The organism is Ruminococcus sp. FC2018 (assembly GCF_000621805.1).
Classification (GTDB): domain Bacteria; phylum Bacillota; class Clostridia; order Oscillospirales; family Ruminococcaceae; genus Hominimerdicola.
The window spans coordinates 14,640-36,602 of sequence record NZ_JHXH01000014.1 but is presented as its reverse complement, the minus strand read 5'-3'; the positions used below and the strand labels follow the sequence as shown (position 1 = coordinate 36,602).

The window sequence follows — 21,963 nt, the reverse complement described above, 5'->3', positions numbered from 1 at the left end:
GGAGGTGTCACCGTGAGCCTTTTTGACCACTATTTTGACCGTGACTACGCCCTCGAATTTGAAGCGTGGGGCGACGGCGAAATTTCCGAAAAAGCACTCAAGATCTCCCTGGACGAGATCTTCGCCGAGTTCGCCGAGGAAATAGGCGGCTACCCTGCCGACATCTCGCTGAGCATTACGGACACCCTCGCATGCGGCTACGACTACGGCTTCACCTCGATAGATACCGCCTTTCTCGAAAAGCTGGATACCCTAAAAGAACTTGTCCTGCCCGATTCGATAACCGACATTAAAATGACCCCAAAGCTCGAAAAGCTGCTCAAAAATAACGGCGTGCTTATCCGTGGCACATTCGATTCGTTCGCCGAAAAGTTTGCCGCTGAAAACGGACTGCATTTCAGACACAGAGATCTCTTCCTCGCAAGCTACGAGTTCGCACCCGCCCACGAAACGACCACCCTCACATTGCAGTTCCTCCGTGACGGCTCTGCACAGATAGAAGAAAACGTCTCCTCACCTGGCTCGTCATCAAGCCATTGCTTCGGCGGCACGTTTTACCACGCCCTCGACAGAGAGTTCTTCCTGCACAAGTCCGCCGAGGACATCGCCGATAGGTTCGGCAAAAGCCTGCACGATGAGCTTATCGAAAACGGTAGGCTCGCAGATTTCCTTGAAAAAGCAAGAACACACAGGCTCTACAAGGGCAAAAACTGACCACAGGTACGGAGGAAAGATAATGAAAAACCTCGATACAAGAATATATTTTATAACCGACAGCACCCCCTATACCGAACAGGAGTTCCTTGAAAGGGTGCAAAGTGCCCTCAAAGGCGGCGTGAGCCTTATCCAGCTCCGTGAAAAGGAGCGCACCACAAGAGAGTATATCCGCCTTGCACAAAAGGTACATCAGCTTGCCAAGCAGTTCAATGTGCCGCTTATAATTGATGACCGTGTGGACGTTGCACTTGCAGCAGAGGTCGAGGGAGTGCACCTGGGGCAGAGCGATATGCCAATATTGACCGCCCGTAAGATACTGGGCGAGGATTATATTATCGGAGCTACCGCCAAAACCGTGGAGCAGGCACTTGAAGCCTTTGAGCAGGGCGCAGACTATCTCGGCGTTGGAGCAATATATCCCACCACCACAAAGGTAAAAACAGTGTTGACCTCAACAGAAATGCTGGATAAAATATGTAAAGCCGTGCCTGTCCCCGTCAATGCCATCGGCGGACTGAATAAGGATAATATCGACGTCCTGAAAGGAATAAAAATAGCAGGCATCTGTGCAGTGAGCGCAATAATGAAAGCCGATGACCCCAAAACCGCCGCAGAGGAACTTTCACAGGCAGTAAAAGACAAGCTTGGATTCTGAATCAGATAAGGAGCTCTTATGAAAAATCAGTATGTCGGTGATATAGGCGATTACGGCAAATACGGATTGCTGCGTTTTCTTGCAGGAAAAGGCATAAATATCGGCGTGAACTGGTATCTGACCAAAGATGACGGTTCAAAAGACGGCAAGTTCAAAGATTATCTGAGTAAAGATGAGTTTGGCTGTTATGACAATGAACTTTTCAAAATGCTGAAAACATGCAAATGCGTTAAGGACATCGAAAGAAAACAAATCATACCCAATGCCGTTTTCTTTAGCGATACGCTCAATACTTCAAGTGCAGAGGGCAGAAAAGAACGCAAGGCTATCCGTGATGAATGGCACAAAAAAGCTATGAAAAAGCTGTGCACTGACGGTGCTGACCTTATCTTCGCCGACCCCGACAACGGCACTCTTAACCCCTATACCAAGCCGTCAATAGCAAACGGTGAGAAATACACAACACTCGAAGAACTAAAAGCCTATTACAACGAGGGCAAAGATGTTGTTTATTACTGCCACAGAGCACGCAGGAACGATGCCAAGTGGGCAGAGAAAAAGAAAGAGCTGGAACAGGTATGTCAAGGTGTAAAGATAATAGTGCTGACATTTCACAGAGGGACACAGCGTTCATACATCTTCGGTATCCACCCCGAGAGATATAAAAATTACGACAAACTGATAAACGAGTTTCTCAAAACCGATTGGGGAAAGACTGATATCGAACCCAAAAAGATACCACTATTTACAAAGGAGTAATCTATGAAAACAGCATTGACAATAGCAGGCAGCGACAGCTGCGGCGGCGCAGGCATACAAGCCGACATCAAAACAATGACCGCCAACGGCGTGTATGCAATGAGCGCAATAACCGCCCTCACAGCGCAGAACACCACAGGCGTGCGTGCCATTATGGAAGTCACACCCGAGTTCCTTGCGCAGCAGCTCGATGCTGTCTTTGAGGACATCTTCCCCGATGCGGTAAAGATCGGCATGGTCTCCTCAAAGGAGCTTGTGACGGTAATAGCCGAAAAGCTAACCGCCTATAAAGCGAAAAACATAGTTGCCGATCCCGTAATGGTTGCCACCAGCGGATCTGCGCTGATAAAGACCGATGCCATAACAACGCTCACCGAAAAGGTGTTCCCAATAGCGTCTCTCGTAACACCAAATATTCCCGAAGCGCAGGTGCTTTCGGGTTTGGAAATAAACAATAAGACCGATATGCAAAAAGCCGCCGAGGCGATCTATGAAAAATACGGCTGTGCAGTGCTTTTAAAGGGCGGACATAGCGTCAGTGATGCAAGCGACCTGCTTTGCTGTGAAAATGGGGCAAGCTGGTTTGAGGGCAAGCGGATCAATAACCCCAATACCCACGGCACAGGCTGTACCTTGTCAAGTGCCATAGCCGCAAATCTTGCAAAAGGTTATGACCTGAACGAATCTGTTGGCAGAGCAAAGGAGTATATCTGCGGCGCACTGGCAGCTCAGCTTGACCTTGGCAAAGGCAGCGGACCCATGGCGCATAACTTTGACCTGAAGTCGGATTTTGCATATGAAAAAAAGTGAAAGGAAAAATGTTATGAGAGACTATGCAACCCAAATGGAAGCAGCAAAAAAGGGGATAATAACTCCCGAAATGAAAATAGTTGCCAAGAAGGAGTACCGCACCGAGGAGGAGATAAGAGACCTTGTGGCAAAAGGACAAGTGGCGATCTGCGCCAATAAGCTCCATAAGTGCATCGACCCCGAGGGCGTAGGCTCAATGCTTCGCACTAAGATCAATGTGAACCTTGGTGTTTCCCGTGACTGTAAGGACTATGACGTTGAGATGAAAAAGGTTCAGGCGGCTGTGGATATGGGCGCAGAGGCAATAATGGACCTTTCCTCACACGGCAATACCCAACCATTCAGACAAAAGCTCACAAGCGAGTGCAGAGCGATGATAGGTACCGTCCCCGTGTATGACAGTGTTATCCACTACCAGCGTGACCTTGCAACGCTCACCGCCAAGGATCTGATCGACGTTGTAAGACTCCACGCACAGGACGGAGTGGACTTTGTGACCCTGCACTGCGGAATAACAAGAAAGACCATCGACCAGATAAAGACCCATAAGCGCAAAATGAACATTGTTTCAAGAGGCGGCTCTCTCATTTTTGCGTGGATGAGCATGACTGGCGAGGAAAACCCGTTCTACGAGTACTTTGACGAGATACTTGACATCTGCCGTGAGTACGACGTGACTATCTCCCTGGGTGATGCCTGCCGACCGGGATGCCTTGCCGACGCAAGCGACGTGTGCCAGATCGAAGAGCTGGTGCGCCTTGGAGAGCTGACAAAAAGAGCCTGGGCAAAGGACGTACAGGTCATGATCGAGGGTCCCGGACATATGCCCCTTGACCAGATCGAGGCGAATATGAAGATCCAGCAGACTATCTGTATGGGCGCACCGTTTTATGTCCTTGGACCGCTGGTAACGGATATCGCCCCGGGCTATGACCATATAACCTCCGCCATCGGCGGTGCAGTGGCAGCCTCCGCAGGTGCAGCCTTCCTGTGCTACGTTACCCCCGCCGAGCATCTTGCCCTGCCAAATGTAGATGACGTTAAGCAGGGAATAATCGCCTCCCGCATCGCAGCCCACGCAGCCGATATCGCAAAGAAGATCCCCCATGCCCGTGACATCGACGACCAAATGGCAGATGCCCGCCGTACCTTTGACTGGGATAAACAGTGGGAGTGCTCTATTGACCCGGAAACCGCAAAAGCGATCCGTGACAGCCGTGCCCCCGAGCATGACGATACCTGCTCCATGTGCGGAAAATTCTGTGCCGTGCGCAGTATGAACAAAGCCCTTGCCGGCGAGTATATCGATATTCTCTGATGTAAACACCACTTGCGAAATGTGATATTATAGCAAGCATTAATAAAAAAGAGCTTGTCTGCATTGCTTTGCAGATAAGCTCCTTTTGTTTATTGTGATTCTCACATTTTCGGTTCAAAGCTTGGCATAAGCTGAAGCTTAAACAGGTTCATCTGGTGCTTGCGGTCGATAAGAGCCTTTGTCTTTTCATCTTCGCAAACTCCCGTGCGGATGTACTTGTCAAGCACAGCGTAGGTGAACCCCAGATTGTCCTCGTCCGTCTTGCCCGAAAGCCCGTCCGAAGGCACCTTTTCCACTAAGTCAATGGGCAGACCAAGCTCCTTGCCAATGGCTTTTACCTCCGTCACAGTCAGATGCGAAAGCGGGCTGAAATCACCCACCGAGTCGCCATAGCGTGTGGAGTAGCCCACCCAGTCCTCTGAAAGATTGCAGGTGTTCACCACACGACCGTTGCAGCACTGGCTCACAGCGTAAACCGTTGACATTCTCAGCCTTGGCGCAAGGTTCACCCGTGCCTGCTCGGTCAGTTCAAGGTCCTTTGTGATAGCCCCCACGATGCCGTCAAAGCCCTCCTTGATGTTCACCGTGTAGCTTTTGATACCAAGGTGCTCCACCAGCCTGTAAGCGCAGTCAATGTCCCCCTGTTCGCCGTTTGGCATAAGTACACCGATGACCCTGTCCTTTCCCAGAGCCTTAACGCAAAGAGCCGCCGCCACCGACGAGTCCTTACCGCCTGAAATGCCCAGCACAGCGTTGCAGCCCTTGCCGTTTTTCTCAAAGAAATCCACTATCCACCTGCAAGCCTGCTCAATAACGTCCTTAACATCAAATTCTTTCATTATCCTTACCTCGCTTTTTGCCGGAGCCGTTACCCCAGCGTCTCTCCGAACAGATCCTCGCCCAATACAGCGTGCTCTGCACCTTCTATAACAATGCCTTTGTCACAGCCGCAGAAAGCGTAGCTGTGTATTTTTTTCACATTTCCCAGAAACTTCACCCTTTTAAGCTCCCTGCACTGCTTGAAAGTAAAAGGAGCCACCGTTTCCACCCCCGCAGGTATAATAAGCTCTTCAAAGCTGCTTCTTGTGAATGCGTAAGACCATATTGACCTAAGGTCCCTGGGCAGGGTTATCTGCCGCAGATTTTCGCACCCGTCAAAAACAAATTCACCTATGTCCGTCACAGTGTCAGGGATACAAACGCTCTTTATCTCCCCGTGTCCTCTGAACAGCTTGTCGTAAAGGATAGTTACAGGCTTGCCAAGGAATATAGGGGGAATGACCACCCTTTCCTCGTCCCCCTTGTAAGAGGACACCGTGTAGCATTCGTCCTGCGTCATCATAAATTCAAAATCCTGCATAAAACCATACCTGCAAATGTTAATTCTTGAACCTTGCCAGAAACTGCTTAGTCCTTTCGTTCTGAGTGTTGCCGAACAGCTCCTCCGGTGAGCCTTCCTCAACTATATATCCGTCGTCCATGAAAATAACATGGTTAGCAACATCTCTTGCAAAAGCCATCTCGTGAGTAACTATCACCATAGTCATCTTTTCCTTTGCAAGCTCCTTTATGACCTTTAATATCTCGCCCGTAAGCTCCGGGTCAAGAGCCGATGTAGGCTCGTCAAAGAACAGTATCTTAGGATTGAGAGCCAGTGCCCTTGCAATGGAAACTCTCTGCTGCTGACCACCGGAAAGCTCGCAGGGATAGGAGTTCTCCTTGCCCACAAGTCCCATTTTCTCCAGCAGCTCATCTGCCTTTTTCCTTGCCTCGTCCTTTGGCATTTTAAGCACGTGTATCGGCGCACCTGTAATGTTTTTCATAACGCTCTGGTGTGGGAAAAGATTAAAGTTCTGAAACACAAGTCCTATCTTCAGCCTTATCTCACGCAGCTCTTTTTTTGAAGCGTAAACCACCCTGCCTTTTTCCTTGTCGGTGTAAAACATTCTTGTGCCGTCCACGGTTATCTCTCCGCCGTCTGCCCTTTCCAGCTGGTTGATGCACCGCAAAAGGGTAGACTTACCGCTTCCCGAAGGACCGATGATAGCCACCACCTGTCCCTGCTCAACGTCAAATGAAATGTCCTTGAGAACTTTCAGCTTGTCAAAGTTCTTAACAATGTTTCTGACCTCCAGAATAGCCAACTCGATACCTCCTTATCTGTAATAATTGAATTTCTTTTCTATGACCGCAAACGCCACCGTTACCACAGCGTTCATAACGAAATAGAAAATGCCCACAATGAAAAGGGGAACGATAGAGCTGTATGTGTTCATCTGCTGTTTAGCCTTCATAGTTATCTCAGCGTAAGCGATAATGTTTGCCAAAGAGGTGTCCTTGATAAGAGTAATGACCTCGTTTGAGGTAGCAGGAATGACCCGCTTAGTGACCTGTGGCAGGATTATCCTGAAGAAGGTCTGCATCCTGGTCATGCCCAGCATAGAAGCCGCCTCGTACTGTCCCTTGGGGATAGAGTCAACGCCGCCTCTGAATATCTCCGCAAAATAAGCCGCATAGTTGAGCACGAAAGCGATGCACAAAGCCGTGAACATATAGCTGTCGCTTCGTGTGTCGATATTTTTAATGAAGTTTGAGAAAAATCCCTGAGAGCCGTCCCGCTCCATGCTTGCCTTCATCATTGGCACAGCGTAGTACACCACGATTATCTGAAGCATAAGGGGAGTGCCACGCATGATAAGTATGTAAAGGTTTGTCAGCCACGCCACAGGTTTGAAGCGGCACTTTTTCAGCAGCGTCACCACCATACCCACCGGAATGGACAGCAAAAGCGTCACCGCAAAAAGCTTCAGGGTGTTGGGCAGATATTCAAGCAGAATGCCCGTGACCTTTTTAATTGATTCCCAATCCATTATTACACCACCAGTTTACTGTTTGTGCTTTACCGCACTAATATGATAATATTATACTACATAGATAAAGCTATGTCAAATCATAGCGTGCCTTTTATTTACAGCCGCTGCAGGGCAAAACAAAAAGCCGCCCAAAGGACGGCTTAAAAATATCTCCGATTTTATATGGCTCAGCCCAGCTTCTTTGCCAGCTGTGACTTCTTTCTTGCAGCCTTGTTCTTGTGCATAATACCCTTTGTGCAAGCCATATCTACCTTTTTGATAGCTGCTCTAACAACCTCTTCCTTGTTGTCTGCGTTGTCGATAACAGCAGCATCTGCCTTCTTCAGAGCAGTCTTGAGATCAGACTTGATAGCCTTGTTTCTGGCAGTCTTGGTCTGAATGACCTTAACTCTCTTCTTAGCGGATTTGATGTTTGGCATACTGACACCTCCTGATCATTTTGAATAAAAATGTACTTATTTGGATAAGTTAGCTACAGACTGAGAGGAGATGCAGCTACCCTAATAAACAAGCCTTGCATAATATTTTATCACATTCCTTGGTGAATTGCAAGTATTTTTTGCAAAAAAAATCACTAATTTTGGGTATGCCTGTACAGATTAAGTGAACAAAGTGCACTAAAACGCCGTATTTATACGGGAAAATGAAAGGAAGCGCAATTTATGTCCCTACGAACCGACCTTGCAGGGGAAGCCATACTGACCTCGGATAAAGCCGCTGCCCATGGATTTACCACCTCCACCCTGACCAATGAGCAGGCAGGAGTTGAAATAACCCGTACCCATATCCATGATACCCGAGCAGGGGAGCTCATAGGAAAACCTCCCGGCAGATATGTCACCGTGCAGTTTTCACAGACTCTTGATAATTACAGCGATAGCTTTAAAATGCGTGCACAGCTGATTGCCCGGGAGCTTTCAAGGCTTTGCAGCAACCCCAAAAGAGCCCTCGTGGCAGGTCTTGGCAATGTGCATATCACCCCTGATGCGGTGGGAACACTATGCGCCGAAAAAGTCTTTGCCACAAGACATATAAAACAGTTTGCCCACCACCTTTATACCGATGCGCTGGGAGAGGTGACGGTCATCATCCCGGGAGTGCTGGGTCAGACCGGCATAGAAGCCGGCGACCTTGTGAAAGCCGTCTGCCGCCGTGTAGATGCCGACGTGGTGATCGCCGTGGATGCCCTTGCCTGCCGTGATATACAAAGCCTTGGCTCGGTGATACAGCTCACCGATACAGGTATCTCTCCCGGAAGCGGAGTCGATAACGCAAGAAAGGAGCTTTCCAAAGCCACCCTCGGCGTGCCCTGCGTAGCCGTGGGCGTGCCCACCGTTACCGACCACCATTTCGGCACAAGCACCCTTATGGTCACTCCAAGAACAGTAGATAAGCTGGTTGAGAATGCCGCCGATTATATTTCCATGGCAATAAATCTTGCCCTGCATCCGGGTCTGAGCTTTGAAGATATCCGTTCGCTGGTGTGAAAAAGCCATGTGTGCGCAATTTTGCAATAAAAAACATAAAACACATTGTTGTTTATCATAAAACTATCACATTGAACGGTATAATAATAATTAACACATAATAATTTATCGGCAAAAACGATTCGGAGGTTTGAAATATGAGCGAATTCAATAATAATTACCATAACGGATATGAACCTGAAACCGACCGTGTTTCCGGCAGCTTTTCAAGACCAAATACCAATAGCTATTCTTCCTCCTCAAGGTATAACAGCTTCAGTGACGGCTCGGGCTATACCAACTTCAATCAGCAGGGAAGCTCCAATGAATTTTATTATTCCCCCCATAAGCCCTCCGCAAGCAAGGGTAAAAAAGCCCTTACCGCTATAATCGCCGTTTTGAGCATAATTGCCCTGGGTACGACTTCAATAGTCTGCTATACCCTTATAACCGGCAATAACCCCGTGTCTCCCCAGACTACCGCCAGCGCAAAGGCTGACGATAACGACAGCAAAACCGAGGATACCTCCGCAGGCAGTAACGATTCTTCCCAGGTGGACAGAAAGAACCTGCCCACCATCGCACAGCTTGCCACTCCGTCGGACGCAATGGCTATCCCCGATATAGTAACAAAGGTATCTCCCTCCGTAGTGGGAATATCCTGTATCCTCTCCCAGGGTACAGCCACAGGAAGCGGTATAATAATGAGTGCCGACGGCTATATAATAACCAACGCACACGTTGTTGACGGCGCAAAATCCGTCTCTGTGCTCCTTCCTAAATCCTATGCCAAAAGCAGCAGCACCAAGGAGGAAGATCTGACCTATAAAGCCACCATCGTCGGAAAGGATACCCAGACGGATATCGCCGTTCTGAAAATAGATGCCAAGGACCTGACCGCCTGTGAGTTCGGTAAGTCGTCTGAAATAAAGGTGGGAGAAATATCCATCGTTATCGGTAACCCCCTGGGATTTTCCCTGGCGAACTCCGTGACCTCGGGAATTATCTCCGCCAAGGACAGAGTCCTCACCGTCCAGGACAGGACCATGAACCTTATCCAGACCGATGCCTCTATAAATAACGGAAACTCCGGCGGACCGCTGATAAATGCCTACGGACAGGTCATCGGTATTACCTCCGCAAAGGTTTCCTCTACCTATGGCGAAGGACTTGGCTTTGCCATACCGATAGATGAGGCAATGCCTGTGATAAAGAGCCTTATGGAAAACGGCTATGTGAAAAGACCGAGCCTTGGCATTACGGGCAGAAACGTATCCGCCACCTATGCCGAGTATTATAATATCCCCCGAGGCTACCAGGTAGTCTACGTCAATAAGGGAAGCGGTGCCGAAAAAGCAGGCGTCAAGCCAAATGATATCATAATCGGCATCAATGATACGTCTGTATCCACCCTGGGCGAGCTGAACGTGGTAAAGAATAAGTGTAAGATAGGCGATACCGTAAAGCTTACCATTTACCGTGACGGCAAGATGATAGATCTGAACGTTACCCTTGACGAGGCGAAAAGTGCCGACGAGGATAGCTCAAAGTCCAACAATAATGATTATTCCCAGCAGTATAAGAGCTATTCCGACCTGTTCAGAGACTATCTCAACAACTTCTGATAATATGTATCTTTCCCCTGTCGCTTCGGCAGGGGATTTTTTGTGCCCATTTGACAGGTACGAGCATATAATGTTACTGCATCACACTATAATAAAAGGAGCGAATACTCTTGAATACACAGCTTATACCCATGACATCGATAACCTACGCTATGAAAGCCAAAAAGCTGCTCAACTCCCGGGGAGTGTATTGTGAGATACAGCGTACCCCCAAGAATGTGGCAAGCGGCTGCGGCTATTCCATTAAGGTGAAGGACCTTTCTCTGGCTCTGAGCCTGCTTGAAGAAAACAGTATACCCCATAAACCCCTGGACTGATAGGAGAGATATATGATAAACTTTGACAATTCCGCCACCACCTATCCCAAGCCTGCCCCCGTGGCAAATGCCGCCCGGACAGCAATAACCCAGTACGGCGGCAATCCCGGCAGGGGAGGGCATACCCTGTCCCTGCAAGCGGCGCAGAAGGTCTACGAGACCCGGGAAAAAGCCGCACAGATGTTTAATGCCCAAACCGAAAATGTGGTCTTTACCCCCAACTGTACCTATGCTCTGAATATGGCGATAAAAGGCATATTGCACAGCGGCGACCACGTTATCCTCTCCGACCACGAGCATAACGCCGCCGCAAGACCTGTCTATGCCCTGTCAAAAACCCGTAACGTAAGCTTTTCCGTGGCACAGACCTACCCCGACCCCCGTGCGACCGTTGACAGCTTCCGAAAGCTTATAAGGAAAAACACCCGAGCCATAGTCTGTACCGCAGCCTCCAATGTCACAGGGGCAATAATGCCCGTAAGAGCATTGGCAGCTCTGGCAAAGGAGAATGAAATACCCTTTATAGTTGACGGCGCACAGGCGTGCGGAGTGCTGGATCTGACCCTTGACGACGGAATGGACTTTCTCTGCCTCAGCGGACATAAAGCCCTCTACGGTCCCACAGGCACAGGTCTGCTGGTCACCAACGGAAAATATAAACTTGATACTATTATAGAGGGAGGTACAGGCGCAACCTCCGCCAGCCTGGAGCAAACCCCGTTTTTGCCCGAAAGACTGGAAAGCGGTACCTTGAATACCGTGGGGGTCATCGCCCTTGCCCAGGGCATCGACTTTGTACGCCGTACTACCCCAAAGCGTATCTATGACCACGAAATGTCCCTGTGTAAACGCTTGGAGAGCCGCCTGCGGGAGGATAAAAGAATAACCCTGTATGAAACCGACCGTATGCGTTCCCCCGTCCTTGCGTTCAATATCCGGGAAATGTCCTCCGAAGAAACCGCCCGTATGCTGTCGCAGAAAGGCTTTGCCCTGCGAGGAGGTATCCAGTGCGCAGCCCTGACCCATAAGACACTGGGTACCCTGGATACAGGCGTTGTACGCTTCTCGCCCTCCGTGTTCAATAACTCCCGCCAGACCGACCTGTTGGCGCAAACGATACTTTCTTTGAAAGATCAAGGATAAAAAGCCACGCCGACCCAAAGAAAAACCGTGAACAAGCTGATTTGGCAGACAAAATAAAAAGAAAAAATATTTCTGTAAAAACACTTGACAAATAGAAACCCTTGTGATATAATCCTAATGTACTCAAAAATAAAGCGTTAGTTTTCTTGCGCTTTTGCGTTAACTGAGCGTTTCGTGAGTATAAATTTGTATTTTATATTAAGTATTTTGGCGAATTTATCGTAAAGAAATGCTGGTTTTTGGTGATTTGCACAAACTTGAAAAAAAATTGCAGAAACTATTGACAAATCATATAAAATGAGTATAATGTAATTAAGTCAAGAGGAACTTGACAAGGGTGCCTTGACGGTTTAATTGTGGAAAGTTCATTGCATATTGGGGTGCAATGCTTTTATAAAAATTTTATTATGGAGGGATTTTCTATGAGAAAGTCAAACAAGAAGGGCTTTACACTGGTAGAGCTCGTAGTAGTTATCGCAATCATCGGCGTACTGGCAGCTATCCTTATTCTTACAATGATGAACTATGTTAAGAAGTCCAGAATGAGAACAGCTAACTCTAACGCTAAGCTTGTTTTCGAGCAGGTTAACAACATGGCATCTGATAAGGTTGCTGACGGCGATGCAGTAAAGAAACTCGGACCTACAGGCATTATCGCTGTTAAGTCTTACAAGGGTTCTTCCAACGCTCTTGAGGCTGCTGTTTGGGATGCTCTTAAGGATAACGGCGAGAGCGGCGCAGGTTTTGTTGCTATCGAGTTCGATCCTAACAAGAAGGACGCTGTTAACTGGTGCCAGTGGCAGACAAATGAGACAGAAGCTAGTCAGATCACTGGTCAGTGGCCAAACGCTCCTAAGGATGTTGACAAGGCTGAGGGTCTTACATTCGGTAAATACAACGCTGCAGTTAACGATTCTACAACCTAAAATTTTTGAGCGATCGCTTCGGCGGTCGCTTTTTTTTTTGGCTAAAGCCCTTGACTTTTTTCCAAATCATGTTATAATGTAAGTGGAATTATGATGAACGTATTGCGACTGGGCACTGCCCGAAATACGGAGGGACAATTATGAATAAGAGAAACAAAAAGGGCTTTACTCTCGTGGAGCTCGTCGTGGTCATAGCCATAATAGGTGTCCTGGCAGCTATTCTGATACCGACCATGATGAACTATGTTAAAAAATCCCGCCTGAGAACAGCCAACTCAAACGCAAAGCTGGTTTTCAATACGGCTAAAACTGTTGCCACCGACCAGGTCGCTGACGGCGAAGCTGCACATGACTTTACCGTCTCCGGTAAACCCAATGAGCTTGTAGGAAAAGCTACCGACAACTATGAAAAGAAGGTCTATGAAGAGATCGCCAGGGTCATGAAAGAAAATGGCGACGGATCCGGCATGATCGCCTTGACTATCGACGAGAAAACCTATATCGGCTATGCTCAGTGGACTGCTACCGCTGCCACCGAGGGACAAAGCGGCTTGCTGATCGGTCAGTACCCCGACGCACCAAAGGATTACGACCAGGCTGAAACCATTAAGTTCGGCACAAAATTTACCCCATAAGCATTTTTAAGCTTCCCATGTTTTAATGGGGAGCTTTTTTGCTGCCTGATTTTCTTACAGAAAATTGCCATAATTAAAATAAAAAAATTATTATTTTGCGAACAAATGTTCTTGACAAACATATGTTCGTGTGCTATACTTGTAAACAGAAGGAAAAGGAGGAATGTGGAGCCGCCTTTTCCGTAAATAGCCGAAGCCCCGTCGGCGTAGAAAGAGAGAAAAACAAGTTGACCTGAAATTTTGGAGGACAATAATGGGCGCAAAAGAATTTTTTACAGCCATTGATATGCTTGATGTATATAATGAAATAGTGAAGCATCAGCAGAAACCAAAACCGCCTGTCCACCTCACTACCCGTGAGCTTGGGCGATATCGTTTTTATATCTACCGGGAGAAAATGCTCACCCGTGAGCTGGAACGGCTCTGTGCGGAGCATATGCGACTTGAAAAGCTTATGGAGAAAAGGGGAGTGAGTGCGGATATCTCCCTTAAAAATTCCCATAAGCGTGAAAAGTACCGCTTTCTGGACCTTATCTACCAGCAGTCTGTGGTCAGAAGCAGGAAGCGGGAGCTTGAACATAAGCTGGAGCTTATCTCCGACCCCTTCGTAAAAACGGTGGTAAAGCACCGCTATTTTGAAGATACAAAACGCCGCCTGCCCACATGGGCGCAGACAGCGAAAGAACTTGATATCCCCCTCTCCGGTATCAGACTGCGTGCCGAAATAACCGCTGCCTTGCAGTGACTTTTATGGGCAGATTGTATTTCCCTCCGCAATAGAGCTGCCTACGCTGCCTCCGCTGCCTCCGCTGCCTACGCTGCGGTTGCAAAAATATCTCAAGTATGCTATAATATACATACCGCATTTTTAATTAACGGAGGAGATACTATGGTATATAATAGCGTGCTTGATTATATCGGACACACCCCCATGGTCCGACTTAATAGAATGGTGGAAGCTGACAGCGCAGAGATCCTTGTAAAGTTTGAAGGACTCAACGTTGGCGGCTCTATCAAGACCAGAACAGCTTATAATATGATCTGCGACGCAGAGCAAAAAGGACTTATAAATAAGGACACCGTAATTGTTGAGCCAACGTCCGGCAACCAGGGCATAGGGCTTGCACTTATCGGTGCAGTCAGAGGCTATAAAACCGTGATAATAATGCCCGATTCGGTTAGCGTTGAAAGGCGTAAGCTGGTGAAGCATTACGGCGCAGAAGTCGTTTTGGTACATGACGGGGGAAATATCGGCGCAGCAATAGACGAGTGTGCGAAAATGGCAGACGATATGGCTGCAAGGGACCCCAACGTCTTTGTCCCTCAGCAGTTCTCAAACCCTGCAAATCCTCTTGCGCATAAGTATCACACCGGCGTCGAGATACTTGAACAAACAGGCCGCCAGATCCATGGGTTCTGCTCGGGAATAGGTACCGGGGGAACGATCAGCGGCATTGGCGAGGTCTTAAAGGCACAGTATCCGGATATCGAGATTTGGGCAGTCGAGCCTGAAAACGCTGCCATACTTGCAGGCGGAACAGTTGGTACACATCTGCAAATGGGCATCGGCGACGGGCTTATCCCCGACAACCTTAATCAGAATATCTACAGCAATATCTATATTGTTTCCGACGAAGAGGCAATATGCACCGCAAAGGATCTTGCCCGTCTTGAGGGCATAATGTGCGGTATATCCAGCGGAACAAACGTTGCCGCAGCCAAAAAGCTGGCAAAGAAATTAGGCAAGGGCAAAACGGTGGTCACCGTTCTTCCCGATACCGCCGAACGGTATTTTTCAACGCCTCTTTTTGAGAACGACTGATAAAGCGTCCACGCTGCCGACCTTGGCAATTCATGACAAAAAACAGAGCAGGGCTGTTTTTCACGCTTTGGTATAAGAGTGTCCAAAGCAGAAAGTCAACCTTGCTCTTTTCGTTTTATCCAGAGTATTTTTTCGTTGCCCACCATATAATCCATGCCCGCAACACCAATATCATACTCAAAACCAATGGCGAATCTTTTTCCGAGATAAACGCTGATATAAGCCTTTTTGCGGAGCCTTGAAATGCCGAACTCCGCCTTTGCCTCACGGTAAAAGAACTCGTTTTCCGGCTGTGTGACCTGTTTTGCCTCAAGAGGTATCTCAAACAGCTCTCCGTCTGAATAACGCCAGGCACAAAGCCTCTTGACAGGTGTAAAAAATTTACCGTGCCTGCGCCCCTTTACCATGTAGATAATAAGGCTTGACGGCGGTTCGGGACGGTCTTCAAAGTCACGGCAAACCTTCAAAGCCTTGTTGTATTTGTCAACACATCGGTATAAAAGATTATCTGTCATAGTGTTTCACCCGAATCTTGAAAATCGAATAATTGCCTGTAAGTCTGTTTACTGCCGGATCTTAAAATCATGCGGCAGCCCAAGCCGTGCCGCCTGTTACTTGTGATACTTTGTGTGTGCGCTTATCTGAAATGCACGGTATATCTGCTCGATAAGCATGACCCTTGCCAGCTGGTGCGGAAAAGTCATCTCGGACATTGAAAGCCGCACATCGGCACGTGTTTTGATATCCTCGCTTATGCCGAAAGAAGAGCCGATAATAAAGTTTATCGTGGAATATCCATTGGCACCGCAGCTGTCCAGTTTTTGGGACAGCTTCTCGCTGGTCATCTGCTTGCCCTCAATGCACATTGCAAAGTTGAACGCACCTTTGGCGCTAAGATATGGCTCCATAGCCTTTGCCTCGCTTTGAAGTGCGGCAAGCTTTTGCTTTTCCGAAGGCTCGTCAGGGAGCTTTGACTCGTTCAGCTCGATTATTTCCAGCTTGCAAAATGCCCCCAGCCGTTTGGAATACTCCGCCACAGCGTCACGCCAGTATTGCTCCTTTAGCTTTCCAACAGTGATAAGATTTATCTTTATCAAAACGCCACCGCCATTCCTTCACCCTCGGGTTTAGCCACGAAAAGCAGATAATCTCTGTTGCGCCGTGCATCTGACAAAGTGCCTACCACGGTGTTTTCGGCGGTGATCGGAGTGTTATTGTGCTGGGATAGGTGCCCCAGAATGAACTTTTCCGTTGAGCATTGCAAAAGCTTGTGGACCGTGTCTGCACAGTCAGAGTTTGAAAGGTGCCCGTGGTCCGAAGCAATGCGCTTTTGAAGCTGGTAGGGATAAGGTCCGTGAGCAAGCATATAAGGATCGTAGTTTGATTCAAGCAGCACAAGATCGCTGCCTTTAAGATTGTCCCACACCGTCTGGGTCACGCAGCCAAGATCGGTGCAGATGCAAAGCTTTTTGCCGTCGGGGCAAATGACTTTATAGCCACAGCTGGCAGGGGTGTCGTGAGGCGTTTCAAAGTGGGTAACCAGAAAGTCTCCGCACACGGTTTCATCGCTGTCAAGCTCCTGGAGCTGTGCGCTTTCGGGAACAAGATCGCTCTCCATAAGTATGGAAAGGTTCTGCCGCTGTGCGTAAATAGGTATGTTGAGCTTCTTTGCAAGTACTTTCAAACCGCTTACGTGATCGGAATGAGTGTGCGTGATGAAGATCCCCGAGATGCCTGCAGCTTCAAGCCCGTTTGCACTCAGTGCATCGCAGATCTTCTTGCAGCTTACCCCCGCATCGATCAGTATCCCACTCTTTCCGTTGCCTATGTATGTGCAGTTCCCACTGCTTGATGAAAATAACGGATATATTCTCGCCATCTCGTTCTCCTCTCATAAATCAGAATTTACCGCAGCACCCTTGCGGAGTAATCGGGGAAAACCCTTTTGAAAAAGGGTTATTCCCCGTACCCCTTTCCTAAAACTTTTAATGATTTTTACTATTTGGGAAACAAGTCCCCAAATAGTAAAAATGACTGAGAGCTTAGAAGAGAGAACGGAAAACAATACTTTCCAGAAGAACTTTCTCCGACTGCTATGCAAGGATAATGCGCCAAATTGTGCATATTAAAAAGGTTTGGGGTCAAGCCCTTTCCTAAAAAGGGCTTGCGGGTCGAGGGCGGCGCCCTCGTCGCTGTCCGCAGAGAGCGAAATCCCCCTACATCGTGCGCTCCGCAAGGGGTGAATTTCAAAACAGTCCGGTGGACTGTTTTGGAAGAGGGGACGCCCTGCAAGAGAGGGCGTGCCCCTTTGGAAAGCGCAAAACTCTCTTCCCTCAATCCGCCTGCAAAAAGGCGGATTTAATCTCATATAATGAGCACCTATAACCCCTTCGGATAAACACTATTACACAGTGCTAAATTAAATTCTGATTTAGAATAATTTAAAAACGGCGGCAAGTAATATGCCGCCGTTATGTTGATAAGATATTAGCCGCTCATAGCAACCGAGTCTGCATCGGGTCTATACACTCTTTGGATATCAGCACCGAGCTTGCGGAACTTTTCGTCGATAGCTTCGTAGCCACGTTCGATATACTCGATATTATCTATTTCGGTAACGCCGTCGGCAGCCAGTCCTGCGATGACCATAGCAGCGCCTGCTCTCAGGTCGGTAGCGACTACGGGGGCACCGTGGAGTTTTCCCACGCCTTGGATTACAGCTACTTTACCGTCCACAGAAATATCTGCGCCCATTCTTCTCAGCTCGCCCACATATCTGAAGCGGTTATCAAATATATCGTCTGTAACGATGCTTGTACCGTCAGCCAAAGTAAGCAAAGTAGAGAACTGGGGCTGCATATCGGTCGGGAAGCCGGGGTGGGGCATAGTTTTAAGTGAGGTCTTCATTAACGGACCGTCCACCCAGACGTGCACGCTTTCGTCGCTTTCCACAACGTTTACGCCGCATTTACGCAGCTTTGCGGAAATAGATTCAAGGTGCTTGGGGATAACGTTGCAGATATTAACATCTCCGCCTGTTGCGGCGGCAGCCACCATATAGGTACCTGCTTCGATCTGGTCGGGGATAGTGGCATAGGTAACGCCTTTGAGGTACTCAACACCTCTGACCTTTATAACGTCCGTACCGGCGCCACGGATATCGGCACCCATAGAGTTAAGGAAGTTGGCAAGGTCAACGATGTGAGGCTCTTTAGCTGCATTTTCGATTATAGTAAGACCGGAGGCTTTAACAGAAGCAAAAATAGCGTTCATTGTTGCACCAACGGTGACAAAGTCAAAGTAGATCTGATTTCCGGAAAGCTTTTCCGCACGCACGTGGTTGTTGCCGTTAACGATATCGTCGGTAGCTCCAAGTGCTCTGAAAGCCTTTAAATGCTGGTCGATGGGACGGTCGCCAAGGTCGCAGCCGCCGGGCATCGGCACAAATGCCTCGTGGAATCTTCCCAGAAGGGTCCCCAGAAAATAGCAGGAAGCACGCATAGTCCTTGCAAGCTCATAGGGCACGGAAGGATTGGTGATACCTGCGGTATCTATCTTTATGGTGTGTCTGTCCAAAAGCTCGACCTTTGCGCCCATCTCTTTAAGTATCTTCAGGCACTTGGTTATATCGCTTATCTCAGGCACGTTTTCAAGGACGCATGGCTCGTCGCAAAGGATAGTTGCAGCAACAAGCGCAACAGCGGCATTTTTTGCACCGCTAATATACACGTCACCATGAAGCGGCTTCCCGCCTCGGATAACAAATTTCTCCAAAACAAACACAACTCCTCAAAACAGGCAAACAGTCAAATTTCTCTCTCTATTTATGCCAGTTATTATACCACGGTTTGGCTTGAAATAAAAGCTTTGGCAGAAAATTTCCACGTTTTGCTTAATTTCTCTCTCTGCGGCGGGAAATTTTCATAAATTGTCACACAAACTATGGTGCAAAGGAAGGCAGCAGGTCTTTACAAAAAACACCGCTGCAAGCAAAAGGCAGCAATTTGCAACAATGCAGAATGTTACAAATTTTCAACGATTTTATTTTACCACACATATCCATGAAAATCAATAGGCAAACGACATTTTTCTATGGTTTTTCAAATTATTTTTTACAATTATTACAGAACGGTTACAGATGTACAAAATAACGTACAGTTTGTATTTCTTTTGTAATACAAGTGTCCAAAATATTACACGGTAATGGGTAAAACTTCCTTGACGGGGAGGGGCGTGTGTGGTATAATGTGGGTGGGAACGCAGATTTTGAGGAGGCGATAACGTGAAGAAAAATGTAAAATGGGCGATAGTATTCGGGAGCGTTGTCGCAATATGTGTTTTTGTGATAATTTTCGGACAGTTAAAATCGGACAAAAAGGGCGCGGAGATATACGTTGACCGGAAGCTTTACAAGGCGATCGACAGCATCGAAGATCAGGAAACAAAGAGTATTCTCATAGAGACGGAAAACGGTTGGAACAGGGTTTGCTACGGACGGGGAGAGATCTGGGTCGAGGAGGCAGACTGCAAGAACCAGGTGTGCGTAAAGCACGCAAAAGCGTCGTTTGTGGGCAGCAGCATTATTTGCGCTCCGCACAAGCTGGTCATCAAGGTGGTGGGCGGCAGCGGTTCGGGCGCAGATGCGGAGGTGTAGGCGTTGGGAAAAGGCAGGATAAGTGTACAAAAAATTGCCCTTATAGGTGTTCTGGCTGCACTTTCGCTGGGAATTTACGCCATTGAGGCGCAGGTGCCGATGCCAAATTACGCAGGTGTGAAGCTGGGGCTTGCAAACGTGGTGACTCTTTGTGCGATGCTTTTTGCGGGGCGTGCTGCTGCGGGGGCGGTACTTGGGATAAGGATAGTGCTGGCGGCGGCATTTTACGGGACGTTTATCAGCTTTATGTTTTCGCTTTGCGGCGGTTTTGCGGCGTATCTGGTAATGTGTCTGCTGGTGGAGAGGTTTGACAAAAGGCAGATATGGGTAGTGTCGGTATTCGGGGCGCTTGGGCACAATGCAGGGCAGCTTTGCGTGGTGGCGGTGGTGCTAACGGCGCAGATAGGGGCTTTTGTGCCGTATCTTGTGATAAGCGGCATTGCCTCGGGAGCTATCACGGGCTTGGTGGCGCAGCGGCTTTGGTTCTCGCCTTTGAGGAGATTTGCGGTGAAGAAATAAGAAAGAGCAAGCACAGGGCTTGCTCTTTTTTGATATGCAGCGTCATTTTTTGAACGGATCAGGGTAGTTTTTTGGGATATGCCATGGACAGCATTATTGTCAAATATCTGTGGCGGTAAAGTATTTAACAGAGCTTTGTGGGTTGTCGAGGTCGATAGTTGAGTAAAACTCAACATAGATAGAAAAATCTTTTTTCTCTGCATTGCTTCCATATTTGTCTGTTTTCCAGCAATGACCATAAAGATCTACTGAATATCCCGATGCAGTTTTTTCTGTTTTAACTTCGCCGATCACAACCGGACTATATTTCTCATATTTGGCTTTTGCCAACCCTCTGGCAATGTTTTCGGCATCTTCTTCGGATTTTAAAGTTATTGTATTTCCTTTTGCAGCTGTCGTTGTGGTCGTTGTGGTAGTGGTGGTCGTTGTTGTAGTTGTGGTTGTTTCCTCGCTGCCAGCTGAACTGCTGTTGCCGCCGCAAGCAGTCAGGCTTTGGAATTTATGCGCACAGGGTATAAAAAAATGGTCGTTATATAACGTTTATGCTTGCATTTGTGATTAAAATATGGTATAATACAACTATATAATGCCACAGGTATGGTTTTGGGGCGAAATGACACGTTTTTACGCCTTTGAAGGGAGGAGCCGGGGGCTATGAGAATACTTGGGATAGACCCGGGCTACGCTATTGTGGGCTTTGCGGTGGTGGACTTTCAAAGCGGCAAATTCCGGCTTGCGGACATGGGCGCAATAACCACGGCGGCGGATATGCCCTTTGAGGCTCGTTTGAGGGCTATTTACCTTGATATGTGCGAGCTTATAAAAACTTACAAGCCCGGCGAGCTGTCGGTGGAAAAGCTGTTTTTTAACACAAACCAGAAGACCGCTATTGATGTTGCTCAGGCAAGGGGGGTCACCCTTTTGCCGGCTATAATGGAGGGTCTGCCCATATTTGAATACACGCCCCTTCAGGTGAAAAGCTCCATTGTGGGCTACGGGCGTGCCGAGAAAAAACAGGTCCAGGAAATGGTGCGGACTATGCTGCACCTGAAAGAAGTCCCAAAGCCCGATGACACCGCTGACGCTGTGGCTCTGGCGATAACTCACGGGCTTCTCATGACGGGCAGGCAGACGCTGGAAAAATATGGATAACGAGGTTTTTGTTATGGAAAATGTACAGGAATTCATTGACAGGATAAAGGCAGACAGCCACATAGCACACTACCTTTCGGCTGAGTGCGATTTTGACCTTGAGGATGACAAGCAGCTTGAAGATGACCTCTATTATCTGCTTGAAGGCGGAAAATGCCAGTTTAAGCTCACGCCGTTCGGCTGCGACGGCTGCGGCGGAGTTTATGTGCTCGCCGAGGACGGCAGGGTCGGCTATATCGACTCGGAGGGCAGTGCAGGATTTGCTGCGCAGAACATAAGGGACTTTTTCAGCATTCTGCTGTGCTGCAGATATCTGAGCGACTGGTCGGATGTTGACTTTGACAGCGTGGAAGATTTCATGGAGTGCATTGAGGACAAGTCCTCGCCGAGCAAGAATTACAAGGAGCGCATTGCGGCATTTATCGCTGACTGCGGACTCGAAAGTGAGCCTGAAAAAGTGTATGAGATGTTCAGAAACGGCGTGAATTCGCAGCCGCCGCTTGAAATAAAGGCGACCGACGATGATTATGAGGACTATGAGCCGCTTTTTCAGATAGGGTAAAACACAAGGA

The 21,963-nt window shown here is 48.1% G+C and carries 27 protein-coding genes; 17 read left to right on the top strand and 10 right to left on the bottom strand.

Annotation, left to right across the window (positions count from 1 at the left end; all coding sequences use genetic code 11):
- Nucleotides 1-12 precede the first annotated feature (12 nt).
- The 5 genes from T494_RS0109765 to thiC are packed head-to-tail and all read left to right on the top strand — an operon-like array spanning nucleotide 13 to nucleotide 4,259.
- On the top strand, nucleotides 13-714 hold the full coding sequence (locus T494_RS0109765) for a hypothetical protein (RefSeq protein WP_028506145.1): 702 nt from the start codon (nucleotides 13-15) through the stop codon (nucleotides 712-714).
- A gap of 22 nt (nucleotides 715-736) precedes the next feature.
- Nucleotides 737-1,372: a thiamine phosphate synthase gene (thiE, locus tag T494_RS0109760; protein ID WP_028506144.1), complete on the top strand. Its 636-nt coding sequence runs from the start codon at nucleotides 737-739 to the stop codon at nucleotides 1,370-1,372.
- A gap of 18 nt (nucleotides 1,373-1,390) precedes the next feature.
- Nucleotides 1,391-2,131 carry a hypothetical protein gene (locus T494_RS0109755; protein WP_028506143.1) on the top strand — a complete coding sequence of 247 codons (741 nt, stop codon included), beginning with the start codon at nucleotides 1,391-1,393 and terminating at the stop codon, nucleotides 2,129-2,131.
- A gap of 3 nt (nucleotides 2,132-2,134) precedes the next feature.
- Nucleotides 2,135-2,941, top strand: coding sequence for a bifunctional hydroxymethylpyrimidine kinase/phosphomethylpyrimidine kinase (gene thiD, locus T494_RS0109750; protein WP_028506142.1), 807 nt, complete (start codon nucleotides 2,135-2,137; stop codon nucleotides 2,939-2,941).
- A 13-nt stretch (nucleotides 2,942-2,954) separates the two neighbouring features.
- Nucleotides 2,955-4,259 (top strand): phosphomethylpyrimidine synthase ThiC, encoded by a 1,305-nt coding sequence (gene thiC / locus T494_RS0109745; protein WP_028506141.1) that lies wholly within the window; start codon nucleotides 2,955-2,957, stop codon nucleotides 4,257-4,259.
- A gap of 101 nt (nucleotides 4,260-4,360) precedes the next feature.
- On the opposite strand, the gene nadE is transcribed toward thiC, so the two are convergent.
- The 5 genes from nadE to rpsT form a co-directional block, all read right to left on the bottom strand.
- Nucleotides 4,361-5,098: an NAD(+) synthase gene (gene nadE / locus T494_RS0109740; protein WP_028506140.1), complete on the bottom strand. Its 738-nt coding sequence runs from the start codon at nucleotides 5,096-5,098 to the stop codon at nucleotides 4,361-4,363.
- A 29-nt stretch (nucleotides 5,099-5,127) separates the two neighbouring features.
- Nucleotides 5,128-5,619 carry a leucine-rich repeat domain-containing protein gene (locus tag T494_RS0109735; RefSeq protein ID WP_028506139.1) on the bottom strand — a complete coding sequence of 164 codons (492 nt, stop codon included), beginning with the start codon at nucleotides 5,617-5,619 and terminating at the stop codon, nucleotides 5,128-5,130.
- Nucleotides 5,620-5,638: 19 nt separating this feature from the next.
- Complete coding sequence (locus tag T494_RS0109730) at nucleotides 5,639-6,403, bottom strand: amino acid ABC transporter ATP-binding protein (RefSeq protein WP_028506138.1); 765 nt, start codon at nucleotides 6,401-6,403, stop codon at nucleotides 5,639-5,641.
- A 12-nt stretch (nucleotides 6,404-6,415) separates the two neighbouring features.
- Entirely contained in the window at nucleotides 6,416-7,129 is a 714-nt protein-coding gene (locus tag T494_RS0109725) for an amino acid ABC transporter permease (protein ID WP_028506137.1), read from the bottom strand.
- 170 nt (nucleotides 7,130-7,299) lie between these two features.
- Complete coding sequence (gene rpsT, locus T494_RS0109720; protein WP_028506136.1) at nucleotides 7,300-7,551, bottom strand: 30S ribosomal protein S20; 252 nt, start codon at nucleotides 7,549-7,551, stop codon at nucleotides 7,300-7,302.
- A 243-nt stretch (nucleotides 7,552-7,794) separates the two neighbouring features.
- Here rpsT and gpr point away from each other — a divergent pair, with 243 nt between their 5' ends.
- The 8 genes from gpr (at nucleotide 7,795) to cysK (ending at nucleotide 15,066) form a co-directional block, all read left to right on the top strand.
- Nucleotides 7,795-8,619 carry a GPR endopeptidase gene (gene gpr, locus T494_RS0109715; RefSeq protein WP_028506135.1) on the top strand — a complete coding sequence of 275 codons (825 nt, stop codon included), beginning with the start codon at nucleotides 7,795-7,797 and terminating at the stop codon, nucleotides 8,617-8,619.
- Between the two features lie 137 nt (nucleotides 8,620-8,756).
- Nucleotides 8,757-10,223, top strand: coding sequence for a trypsin-like peptidase domain-containing protein (locus T494_RS12905; RefSeq protein ID WP_051540318.1), 1,467 nt, complete (start codon nucleotides 8,757-8,759; stop codon nucleotides 10,221-10,223).
- A gap of 131 nt (nucleotides 10,224-10,354) precedes the next feature.
- Nucleotides 10,355-10,540, top strand: coding sequence for a DUF3343 domain-containing protein (locus T494_RS0109705; RefSeq protein WP_037344596.1), 186 nt, complete (start codon nucleotides 10,355-10,357; stop codon nucleotides 10,538-10,540).
- Between the two features lie 12 nt (nucleotides 10,541-10,552).
- The gene (locus T494_RS0109700) at nucleotides 10,553-11,683 is read left to right on the top strand and encodes an aminotransferase class V-fold PLP-dependent enzyme (RefSeq protein WP_028506133.1); all 1,131 of its coding nucleotides are present in this window, start codon (nucleotides 10,553-10,555) and stop codon (nucleotides 11,681-11,683) included.
- Nucleotides 11,684-12,105: 422 nt separating this feature from the next.
- Nucleotides 12,106-12,609, top strand: a complete 504-nt coding sequence (locus T494_RS13500; RefSeq protein ID WP_051540316.1) for a type II secretion system protein — start codon at nucleotides 12,106-12,108, stop codon at nucleotides 12,607-12,609.
- Nucleotides 12,610-12,749: 140 nt separating this feature from the next.
- Nucleotides 12,750-13,244 (top strand): type II secretion system protein, encoded by a 495-nt coding sequence (locus tag T494_RS14300; RefSeq protein ID WP_051540315.1) that lies wholly within the window; start codon nucleotides 12,750-12,752, stop codon nucleotides 13,242-13,244.
- 253 nt (nucleotides 13,245-13,497) lie between these two features.
- Nucleotides 13,498-13,989, top strand: a complete 492-nt coding sequence (locus T494_RS0109685; RefSeq protein WP_028506132.1) for a hypothetical protein — start codon at nucleotides 13,498-13,500, stop codon at nucleotides 13,987-13,989.
- 144 nt (nucleotides 13,990-14,133) lie between these two features.
- Nucleotides 14,134-15,066 (top strand): cysteine synthase A, encoded by a 933-nt coding sequence (cysK, locus tag T494_RS0109680; RefSeq protein ID WP_028506131.1) that lies wholly within the window; start codon nucleotides 14,134-14,136, stop codon nucleotides 15,064-15,066.
- A gap of 95 nt (nucleotides 15,067-15,161) precedes the next feature.
- On the opposite strand, the gene T494_RS0109675 is transcribed toward cysK, so the two are convergent.
- The 4 genes from T494_RS0109675 to T494_RS0109660 form a co-directional block, all read right to left on the bottom strand.
- On the bottom strand, nucleotides 15,162-15,581 hold the full coding sequence (locus T494_RS0109675) for a hypothetical protein (RefSeq protein ID WP_028506130.1): 420 nt from the start codon (nucleotides 15,579-15,581) through the stop codon (nucleotides 15,162-15,164).
- 96 nt (nucleotides 15,582-15,677) lie between these two features.
- Nucleotides 15,678-16,163 (bottom strand): 23S rRNA (pseudouridine(1915)-N(3))-methyltransferase RlmH, encoded by a 486-nt coding sequence (gene rlmH, locus T494_RS0109670; protein ID WP_028506129.1) that lies wholly within the window; start codon nucleotides 16,161-16,163, stop codon nucleotides 15,678-15,680.
- Complete coding sequence (locus tag T494_RS0109665) at nucleotides 16,160-16,945, bottom strand: MBL fold metallo-hydrolase (protein ID WP_028506128.1); 786 nt, start codon at nucleotides 16,943-16,945, stop codon at nucleotides 16,160-16,162. Before T494_RS0109665 ends, rlmH begins: the two co-directional genes overlap by 4 nt.
- A gap of 608 nt (nucleotides 16,946-17,553) precedes the next feature.
- Nucleotides 17,554-18,840: a UDP-N-acetylglucosamine 1-carboxyvinyltransferase gene (locus tag T494_RS0109660; RefSeq protein WP_028506127.1), complete on the bottom strand. Its 1,287-nt coding sequence runs from the start codon at nucleotides 18,838-18,840 to the stop codon at nucleotides 17,554-17,556.
- 508 nt (nucleotides 18,841-19,348) lie between these two features.
- Between T494_RS0109660 and T494_RS12890 the strand changes: the two genes are divergently transcribed.
- Together T494_RS12890 and T494_RS12885 are read left to right on the top strand one after the other, a co-directional pair.
- Nucleotides 19,349-19,720, top strand: a complete 372-nt coding sequence (locus T494_RS12890) for a NusG domain II-containing protein (protein ID WP_051540313.1) — start codon at nucleotides 19,349-19,351, stop codon at nucleotides 19,718-19,720.
- Nucleotides 19,721-19,723: 3 nt separating this feature from the next.
- Nucleotides 19,724-20,239, top strand: coding sequence for a Gx transporter family protein (locus tag T494_RS12885; protein ID WP_051540312.1), 516 nt, complete (start codon nucleotides 19,724-19,726; stop codon nucleotides 20,237-20,239).
- Nucleotides 20,240-20,338: 99 nt separating this feature from the next.
- On the opposite strand, the gene T494_RS0109645 is transcribed toward T494_RS12885, so the two are convergent.
- Complete coding sequence (locus T494_RS0109645; protein ID WP_028506126.1) at nucleotides 20,339-20,569, bottom strand: hypothetical protein; 231 nt, start codon at nucleotides 20,567-20,569, stop codon at nucleotides 20,339-20,341.
- Nucleotides 20,570-20,893: 324 nt separating this feature from the next.
- Here T494_RS0109645 and ruvC point away from each other — a divergent pair, with 324 nt between their 5' ends.
- Together ruvC and T494_RS0109635 are read left to right on the top strand one after the other, a co-directional pair.
- On the top strand, nucleotides 20,894-21,391 hold the full coding sequence (gene ruvC / locus T494_RS0109640) for a crossover junction endodeoxyribonuclease RuvC (RefSeq protein WP_028506125.1): 498 nt from the start codon (nucleotides 20,894-20,896) through the stop codon (nucleotides 21,389-21,391).
- Complete coding sequence (locus T494_RS0109635) at nucleotides 21,384-21,953, top strand: hypothetical protein (protein WP_028506124.1); 570 nt, start codon at nucleotides 21,384-21,386, stop codon at nucleotides 21,951-21,953. The genes ruvC and T494_RS0109635 overlap by 8 nt, the downstream gene beginning before the upstream one ends.
- The last annotated feature ends 10 nt before the right edge of the window (nucleotides 21,954-21,963 follow it).

Excerpts from the sequence above, each read along its gene's own strand:
- rpsT (WP_028506136.1), bottom strand. The coding sequence starts at position 7,551 with ATGCCAAACATCAAATCCGCTAAGAAGAGAGTTAAGGTCATTCAGACC.
- ruvC (WP_028506125.1), top strand. The coding sequence starts at position 20,894 with ATGAGAATACTTGGGATAGACCCGGGCTACGCTATTGTGGGCTTTGCG.
- T494_RS0109705 (WP_037344596.1), top strand. The coding sequence starts at position 10,355 with ATGACATCGATAACCTACGCTATGAAAGCCAAAAAGCTGCTCAACTCC.
- gpr (WP_028506135.1), top strand. The coding sequence starts at position 7,795 with ATGTCCCTACGAACCGACCTTGCAGGGGAAGCCATACTGACCTCGGAT.
- T494_RS0109675 (WP_028506130.1), bottom strand. The coding sequence starts at position 15,581 with ATGACAGATAATCTTTTATACCGATGTGTTGACAAATACAACAAGGCT.
- T494_RS14300 (WP_051540315.1), top strand. The coding sequence starts at position 12,750 with ATGAATAAGAGAAACAAAAAGGGCTTTACTCTCGTGGAGCTCGTCGTG.
- T494_RS0109635 (WP_028506124.1), top strand. The coding sequence starts at position 21,384 with ATGGATAACGAGGTTTTTGTTATGGAAAATGTACAGGAATTCATTGAC.
- thiC (WP_028506141.1), top strand. The coding sequence starts at position 2,955 with ATGAGAGACTATGCAACCCAAATGGAAGCAGCAAAAAAGGGGATAATA.
- T494_RS0109665 (WP_028506128.1), bottom strand. The coding sequence starts at position 16,945 with ATGGCGAGAATATATCCGTTATTTTCATCAAGCAGTGGGAACTGCACA.
- T494_RS0109725 (WP_028506137.1), bottom strand. The coding sequence starts at position 7,129 with ATGGATTGGGAATCAATTAAAAAGGTCACGGGCATTCTGCTTGAATAT.
- cysK (WP_028506131.1), top strand. The coding sequence starts at position 14,134 with ATGGTATATAATAGCGTGCTTGATTATATCGGACACACCCCCATGGTC.
- T494_RS0109755 (WP_028506143.1), top strand. The coding sequence starts at position 1,391 with ATGAAAAATCAGTATGTCGGTGATATAGGCGATTACGGCAAATACGGA.
- thiD (WP_028506142.1), top strand. The coding sequence starts at position 2,135 with ATGAAAACAGCATTGACAATAGCAGGCAGCGACAGCTGCGGCGGCGCA.
- nadE (WP_028506140.1), bottom strand. The coding sequence starts at position 5,098 with ATGAAAGAATTTGATGTTAAGGACGTTATTGAGCAGGCTTGCAGGTGG.
- T494_RS0109700 (WP_028506133.1), top strand. The coding sequence starts at position 10,553 with ATGATAAACTTTGACAATTCCGCCACCACCTATCCCAAGCCTGCCCCC.
- T494_RS0109735 (WP_028506139.1), bottom strand. The coding sequence starts at position 5,619 with ATGCAGGATTTTGAATTTATGATGACGCAGGACGAATGCTACACGGTG.
- thiE (WP_028506144.1), top strand. The coding sequence starts at position 737 with ATGAAAAACCTCGATACAAGAATATATTTTATAACCGACAGCACCCCC.
- T494_RS13500 (WP_051540316.1), top strand. The coding sequence starts at position 12,106 with ATGAGAAAGTCAAACAAGAAGGGCTTTACACTGGTAGAGCTCGTAGTA.
- T494_RS0109685 (WP_028506132.1), top strand. The coding sequence starts at position 13,498 with ATGGGCGCAAAAGAATTTTTTACAGCCATTGATATGCTTGATGTATAT.
- T494_RS12905 (WP_051540318.1), top strand. The coding sequence starts at position 8,757 with ATGAGCGAATTCAATAATAATTACCATAACGGATATGAACCTGAAACC.